General features: G+C 37.5%; 6 protein-coding genes. All 6 read left to right on the plus strand.

Annotated features, from left to right (window positions below; genetic code table 11):
- Positions 1–242: 242 nt before the first annotated feature.
- The 6 genes from IE155_RS16610 (at position 243) to IE155_RS16635 (ending at position 7,512) form a co-directional block, all read left to right on the plus strand.
- Positions 243–1,196, plus strand: a complete 954-nt coding sequence (locus IE155_RS16610; protein ID WP_189379379.1) for an ABC transporter ATP-binding protein — start codon at positions 243–245, stop codon at positions 1,194–1,196.
- On the plus strand, positions 1,186–4,128 hold the full coding sequence (locus IE155_RS16615) for a Gldg family protein (protein WP_189379380.1): 2,943 nt from the start codon (positions 1,186–1,188) through the stop codon (positions 4,126–4,128). Before IE155_RS16610 ends, IE155_RS16615 begins: the two co-directional genes overlap by 11 nt.
- Before the next feature lie 22 nt (positions 4,129–4,150).
- Positions 4,151–5,080, plus strand: coding sequence for a DUF4340 domain-containing protein (locus IE155_RS16620; RefSeq protein ID WP_189379381.1), 930 nt, complete (start codon positions 4,151–4,153; stop codon positions 5,078–5,080).
- A 149-nt stretch (positions 5,081–5,229) separates the two neighbouring features.
- Positions 5,230–5,508: a hypothetical protein gene (locus IE155_RS16625; protein ID WP_189379382.1), complete on the plus strand. Its 279-nt coding sequence runs from the start codon at positions 5,230–5,232 to the stop codon at positions 5,506–5,508.
- A 10-nt stretch (positions 5,509–5,518) separates the two neighbouring features.
- Complete coding sequence (locus IE155_RS16630; protein ID WP_189379383.1) at positions 5,519–6,373, plus strand: RNA polymerase factor sigma-32; 855 nt, start codon at positions 5,519–5,521, stop codon at positions 6,371–6,373.
- 23 nt (positions 6,374–6,396) lie between these two features.
- Complete coding sequence (locus IE155_RS16635) at positions 6,397–7,512, plus strand: S1C family serine protease (protein WP_189379384.1); 1,116 nt, start codon at positions 6,397–6,399, stop codon at positions 7,510–7,512.
- The last annotated feature ends 111 nt before the right edge of the window (positions 7,513–7,623 follow it).

Raw genomic sequence — 7,623 nt, forward strand, 5'->3', positions numbered from 1 at the left:
TAATTTAATGGCTAAAAAGTCACTTTAGCTAACTTGAACTTTTAAATTTTGCCCATATCAAAAATTTGAATTCGTTTTTTACTTTGTTTTTGGGAATTTTCCCTGCAACTATGGAGACTTTAACAATGTATTTCTCGATCCTATCAAATAGACCGTCTAACGGTATGCGTACAAATAATGCAACTCAACTTACATACTACATAAAAACTAAAAATATTTTCCAGTAAATGTTGGAGACTACCATGCTCAATGTGAAAAATTTAACTCGCAGCTATGGCAGTTTTATTGCTGTAGATGATGTGAGCTTTTCAATCAAAAAAGGTGAAATCATTGGTCTTTTAGGTCATAACGGTGCGGGAAAAACCACCATTATGAAGATAGTCAGTGGCTATTTGGAAGCTGATAAGGGAGACGTTTTCCTTGACAGTATCTCACTAAACAACAATGCAAAGTTACTGCAACAACACTTAGGCTATTTACCTGAAAATTTACCTGTTTACCCTGAGATGAATGTTGCGGAATACCTGGACTATGCCGCTGACTTAAAGGGCTTAACAGGGAATAACAAGGTAGCTGAAATAAAACGAGTAATTCAGGCTACAGAATTATCAGTTAAGCTTCTCTCGCCTATCGATACCCTATCTAGGGGCTACAAGCAACGAGTTGGCGTCGCTCAAGCTATATTAGGAAATCCAAAGCTACTTATTCTCGATGAACCAACCAATGGTTTAGACCCAGAACAAACGCAACATATGCGTACATTGATCAAAGATATTGCACAAAATGCGACTGTAATTCTATCAACGCACATCATGCAAGAAGTTAGTGCATTGTGTGATCGCGTATTAATTCTTAAATCTGGACAAATGGTGTTAGATGAAAAACTCGAAGCTTTACAACATAGCAAACACCTTATTGTTGAAACCAACTGTAAAAATATTGATATGATTAAAAACATATCAGGCGTTAAATGTGTCAAAGAAATTGAGGAAGGAAAACTACTTGTTGAAATGTCTAAACAAGGATTTTCTCACGTAATTGGCAGTGACATAAGTAAAGCCGTTATTGAGTCGGGTGCTAGTCTATTTGCTTTATATCCAAGAAAACGAGATCTAGAAACTATTTTTAATCAAATCAATAGCGACCAATTTAGTTCAGGCAAAAAAACAGATAAGGAGGTGCCAAATGCAGCCTAACCAATCTGCCAAATTCAATACATTACGTATCGCAAAAAAAGAAACAGCCATATTTTTTACCTCACCAATTGCGTACCTTTTTATAGGTGCTTTTGTTGCAGTAACCCTGTTTATCTTTTTTTGGGGAGAAGCGTTTTTTTCTAGAAACATTGCCGATGTGCGCCCAATGTTTGAATGGATGCCATTGTTACTTATTTTCTTATGTTCAACATTAACCATGAAGTTATGGAGTGAAGAGAGACGTAGCGGGACGATTGAATATGTTCACACACTCTCTGTTCCACTATGGCACTTTGTTGTCGGGAAATTTTTGGGATGCCTAGCACTTCTAAGTATTGCAATTTTGATCACACTCCCTTTACCTATAATGGTCAGTATTATTGGCGAGCTTGATTGGGGACCTGTGATTTCAGGCTATATAGCTGTATTACTGTTAGGTAGCGCTTATATAGCTATTGGCCTTGCTGTCTCTTCCAGAAGTGATAATCAAATCGTTAGTCTGATTTCTGCCTGTATTATTGGTGGTTTGTTCTACTTCATTGGTACTTCTGCAATCACTGACTTCTTCTCTCATCAAAGTGCTGAGTTCTTACGTCAGCTCGGTACAGGTTCTCGATTCGAAGATATAACACGTGGAGTCATTGATGTTAGAGACCTTTATTACTATATCTCGCTAACTATCGTTTTTTTGGCGCTCAATACTTATTTTTTGGAAAAAGAACGCTGGAGCAATGCAGAGAAAAAAAGCAACCAAAAGGTTAGTTATCATAAACAATGGCAACTTATCACTGGTTTGCTTTGCGTGAATTTACTTGCCGCGAATTTATGGTTAGGTCAACTACCGCAATTACGATTAGATACAACAGCAGGTAAACAGTATTCTATTTCTGAAGCGACTGAAATTTACTTGGCACAACTTCAAGAGCCAATGCTCATTCGAGGTTATTTTAGCCAAAAAACACACCCGCTTTTAGCTCCACTTGTTCCTCAAGTAAAAGATTTGCTACAAGAGTATGAAGTAGCAGCTAAAGGTAGATTGCGTGTTGAGTTTGTTGATCCACAGCAGTACCCTGAGTTGGAAGAAGAAGCGAATACTAAGTTTGGTATCAAGCCAATGCCATTCCAAGTTGCTGATCGTTATCAAGCTTCCATTGTTAGCTCATATTTTAATGTACTAGTACAATATGGTGATGAACACAAAGTACTTGGTTTTAGAGATCTTATCGAAGTGAATGCTCGTGCTGAGTCTGACATTGAGGTATTGCTTCGCAATCCTGAACATGATGTAACACGTGCGATTAAAACCGTGTTGCAAGATTACCAAAGTGCCGGGAACCTTTTTGATACTGTAAAACAAAACCTCACTTTTACAGGTTATATTTCTGCAAACGACAAATTGCCTGACCAATTAGCTGAATTTAAAACCACGATTACGAAGCAATTAGAAAGCGTTAATCAAAAATCTACTGATAAATTCAAAGTAGAGTTTATTGAACCGGAAGCTGGTGGTGGTGAAATTGCTCAAAAGATTGCCGATGAATATGGCTTTCAGCCCATGGCAACTAGCCTTTTTTCAGATAATGCATTTTATTTTTATCTAACGTTATCTGGCGATGAACAAGTTATTCAAATTCCGCTTGATGATTTTAGTGAATCAAGCTTTGAGCGCAACTTGGATGCCGCAATCAAACGTTTTGCCACTGGCTTTACAAAAAATGTGGCTTTGGTAACACCGCAAACTGCCCCTTATGGTGGATACGGTATGCCACAATCCACTTTTAACCAATTAGAGCGAATGCTGGGTGCTGAGTTAAATGTATTAAATGAAGACTTATCTGATGGCTCTATTTCAGGTGAGGCTGATATTCTCATGTTGATATCCCCAAAATCATTAGATGAAAAGCAATTGTTTGCTGTAGATCAGTTCTTAATGAAGGGTGGAACGGTTATCGCGGCCACATCACCTTATAATGTCAATTTAACGGGTAGCAGCCTCTCAATGTCATCAGTCAATAGTGGTATTGAAAACTGGTTAGCACATAATGGCTTGACCGTTGAAAATACGCTTGTAATGGATGCGAGTAATGCAGCTTTCCCGATACCTGTCACTCGAAATGTAGGCGGTTTCCAATTACAAGAAATGCGTATGTTGGACTACCCCTACTTTGTAGATGTTCGCAAAGGTTTAAATCAAGATAACCTGATCACATCAGAACTCCCTCAACTGACGATGGCATGGTCATCACCAATTACCCTGGATGAAACCAAAGAAGGCATAAATTTTACGCCTTTAATTACTAGCTCAGATAAAGCATGGACTTCATCATCGCTAGATATCATGCCTAAAGTCAACCAAGTAGGAGAAACAAGTTATACGGCTGCAGGAGAAACAAAAGCGCACTTAATGGGGGTCATCGCACAAGGAAGATTCTCTTCCTACTTTGCTGATAAAGACTCTCCTTTGCTTGTCGATGAAACATCAAAAACTGCGCTAAGTGAAGAAGCATCAGATGATGCTAATGCACAAGCACAAAGCGAAACTGCTCTTACAGAACAAACAGCACAATTGGATGTCAGCAGTGTGATTAAACATGCACCAGATAGCGCTCGTATTATCCTATTTAGCTCGAATGATTTTGTACAAGATCAAGTACTGCAATTTACAGGTGGTATTTCACAAACTGATTACTTAAATAGTTTGCAGCTTTTAGTAAATTCAATAGATTGGTCATTAGAAGACAGAGCATTAATGAGTATTCGTTCACGAGGTAACTTCAATCGCACATTGCCACCAATGGAGCATAGCGAACAGCTATTCTGGGAGTACGGTAACTACTTCCTCACTTTTACTCTGCTGGCTGGTATAGCTTTGTGGGATCGTCAAAGAAGAAAACGAAAACAACGCCAATACTTAACTTGGTTAACACAATAGCAAATGTAATAGGAAATAGAGCATGAACAAACAAATACTCGTATTAACCGCATTTCTCACATTACAGCTCGCTTTAGCAGGAATATTGTTTTTCAACAATTCAAATGTCATGAGCAGTGTAGAATCAAGGTTCCTGATTGCAGTGGATACAAATAAGCTTAACAAAATTAGAATAACGGAGGGAAATGAAACGCTATCGCTTATCAAGGAAAATGAGCGTTGGCAACTCGAAGACTACCCAACAATAACCCTTGTTAAGAGCAAGGTAGATGCGATAACAAACCAATTAATAAATACACAAGTTTCATGGCCTGTAACTAGTACAAAAAATAGCCACGAACGTTTTAAGGTCAGTACTAACAGCTTTGAAAAACAAGTAGAATTTACTGATATCGAAGGACATAAACAAACCTTATTGCTTGGCAAATCACCAAGTTTTAAGCAACTCTATGCCAGAAACTTAGCTGACGATGATGTATATTCTATTGGATATAGCCCATATCAAATCAATGTCGATCCCGATAATTGGCTCGATAAGACAATGTTGTCTATAGATAGCATCAAAGAGATAAGCCACTCACTTGTTAACCTCACCAAGAATGAAGATAGTTGGCAATTAGCACCTCCTTCAGCTCTAGATAAGCAACTAGCACTTAATGAATCTTCTGTTGAGGATTTCGTCAATCAGCTAACTAACTTATCTGTCTCAGGCATCGCTAACAAGGCACCTAATGCCACCAATACATTGACCGTAACAAATGATCAAAATACGCAATACGTATTTTCATTTGCTGCTGATGAAGAAAACTATTTTGTGAAACGAGGTGATATCAGTCAATGGTTCACACTTGCAAAGCCTAAATATGAAGCTTTAGCGAATTTATCATTAGACAAATTTATTTCAGAGCAATCGCCTCAAGAGGAGAAAGATTCTGACATTGAATCAGAATAAGTCACTCTCTAGATTGTATTTTAAACTTGTGGGGAAGTTAGCTTCCCCGTTAACTACGATTAAAATTCAATTCGTGGCTGAGGCAATTTATGCCTACACGAGCACGATATCTTGAACTTATTTTATATTGCTAATACAGAGGATATATCATGGCTTCAATTTACAGACCTACAATTAAACTATTACTTTGTTCACTCGTGATTACTGCAGGTATTAGTCTATCGGCTTTCTCGACCGTTAAAGAAAGTCAGGCAAGTAGCAACTCTACAAATACAGGCGAGAAAAATGAGAGTAAAAGGAAAACTTACCCACCAAAATCTCATTATGAGAAAAAAATACAGAAAGACCTTAGTATGCTGATACCGGGCAACAAACTGTTTAATCCTCGTTTTCTTAATTTCGTGCTAGCAAATAGATCACACAAATAAGGAGGAGAACATGACAACTCACCTAACACCCGTACTACCAAATGCAGGAAGCTTTGAAGCTTACTTGTCCTATGTAAATAGCCAACCTGTAGTAGATGAGCAGCAAGAAAAAACGTTGTTTGAAGACTATCAACAACGAAATAATTTAGCAGCAGCACAAAAGCTCGTGCTCTCGCATTTAAGGTTCGTAGCCTATATTGCTAGAAGCTATAAAGGCTATGGTTTACCTTTAGATGATTTAGTACAAGAAGGCACTATTGGCTTGATGAAGTCAGTAAAGAAATTTAGTTTAGATTTCGGCGTGCGGTTATCCTGTTTTGCTGTGTATTATATTAAATCGGAAATTCAAGAATATATCATAAAGAACTGGCGTTTAGTTAAGGCTACTACAACAAAGGCGAAACGAAAGCTATTCTTTAATTTACGTAAATTAAAATTGAGTACACAATGGCTATCGTTTAAAGAAAAAAATGATATAGCAGATCAATTACAAGTCACCAAAGAAGATGTTTCTGATATGGAGGTGCAGCTTACTCAATCAGATTTTTATATCAATTCTTCATTGAATGATAATGCTGATAGTCAAGCAAGCTCAGAATTCATATTGCAAGACCAATCTGAAACCTTTACATCAAAATTGATGAGGCAAGACTTTACTGAAAAAGCATTCAAACAAGTCAAATTATTTATACAGGAATTAGATGAACGTTCAAGAGACATTATTGAAAACCGATGGTTAGCACAAGAAAAGTTAACGAACAAATATTTTTCTGAAAAGTATGGTGTTTCCCAAGAACGTATAAGACAAATAGAAGAGAAAGCACTGGCAAAATTAGGACAAAAGTTAGCAATATTCAATAGATAAGACTTATAACTAAAAGGTGAAATATGGACAGCAAAATAAATTTATTAACGTTGCTAAGACTAGTATTGTGGCTATTCGTTACCATCTATTTGATAAATTTATTACTGCCGGTATTTGAAAAATACCTCATCCCCCAAAATGCAGTGCCACGAGTTGTTTCTGCAAGAGGTGAGCTCGCAGATACAGAAAAGACTACTATTGATATTTTTAATAAAACAAGTCCATCTGTTGTTTATATTTCCACAAGTAAAACCCTTAGAAGTTTTTGGAGCCGTGATGTGCGTAAGGTGCCTCGTGGCACTGGCTCTGGAATTATTTGGGATGAATTTGGGCACATAGTCACCAACTATCACGTCATTAAAGGTGCTTCTGAGGCAAATATCCGACTAAATGACGGTAGAACTTATCCCACTCGTTTAGTAGGTATCAGCCCCAATCACGATTTAGCTGTACTCAAAATAGATGTGAGATTAGATTTACCTCCAGCGGTTCCTATTGGTTTAAGTGAAGATTTACAAGTTGGACAATCAGTATTAGCCATTGGCAACCCATTTGGTTTAGATTATACATTAACCAGCGGCATAGTCTCTGCACTTAACAGATCCCTATCCGCAGATTCAGATTTAATCATTAATAATCTCATTCAAACTGATGCGGCAATTAATCCGGGCAATTCTGGTGGGCCGTTACTCGATAGTGCAGGCAGATTAATAGGGATTAACACCGCAATTTATAGCCCTTCTGGTACCTATGCAGGTATTGGTTTCGCCGTACCTGTTGATACAGTAAATCGCGTTATCCCCCAATTAATTTCTACGGGTCGTTATACAAGACCATCTATGGGTATTTCAATAGACAACGATATTAATAGGCAGCTAAATAGACAGCTAGGTATTCAAGGTGTTGTTATATTAGAAATCGCAGCTAATTCACCCGCATTTAAAGCTAATCTGCAAAGCGCACAAGTCACTAAATTCGGTATTACACTAGGCGATGTTATTCAATCAATAAATGGTAAAAAAGTTTCTAGCGTCAAATCTTTTTTATCAGAACTGGATAATTTTGAAATAGGAGAAACTATTCCGATTGGTCTTTTAAGGGATGATAAAAAAATTCAGATTCAAATTACGCTAGAGTAGCTCTGTCCCTATACGTTAAATTAATATTCATAAAGCAAAAAACCCGTAGCCTTAGCTACGGGTTTCTTTAATTAGAAGTCTAGCAATGTCCTACTCTCACATGGGAACTCC

The sequence above is a fragment of the Thalassotalea profundi genome (assembly GCF_014653195.1).
Classification (GTDB): Bacteria; Pseudomonadota; Gammaproteobacteria; order Enterobacterales; family Alteromonadaceae; genus Thalassotalea_B; species Thalassotalea_B profundi.

Coding starts and splice junctions, on each gene's coding strand:
- IE155_RS16625 (WP_189379382.1), top strand. CDS start 5,230: ATGGCTTCAATTTACAGACCTACAATTAAACTATTACTTTGTTCACTC.
- IE155_RS16635 (WP_189379384.1), top strand. CDS start 6,397: ATGGACAGCAAAATAAATTTATTAACGTTGCTAAGACTAGTATTGTGG.
- IE155_RS16615 (WP_189379380.1), top strand. CDS start 1,186: ATGCAGCCTAACCAATCTGCCAAATTCAATACATTACGTATCGCAAAA.
- IE155_RS16620 (WP_189379381.1), top strand. CDS start 4,151: ATGAACAAACAAATACTCGTATTAACCGCATTTCTCACATTACAGCTC.
- IE155_RS16630 (WP_189379383.1), top strand. CDS start 5,519: ATGACAACTCACCTAACACCCGTACTACCAAATGCAGGAAGCTTTGAA.
- IE155_RS16610 (WP_189379379.1), top strand. CDS start 243: ATGCTCAATGTGAAAAATTTAACTCGCAGCTATGGCAGTTTTATTGCT.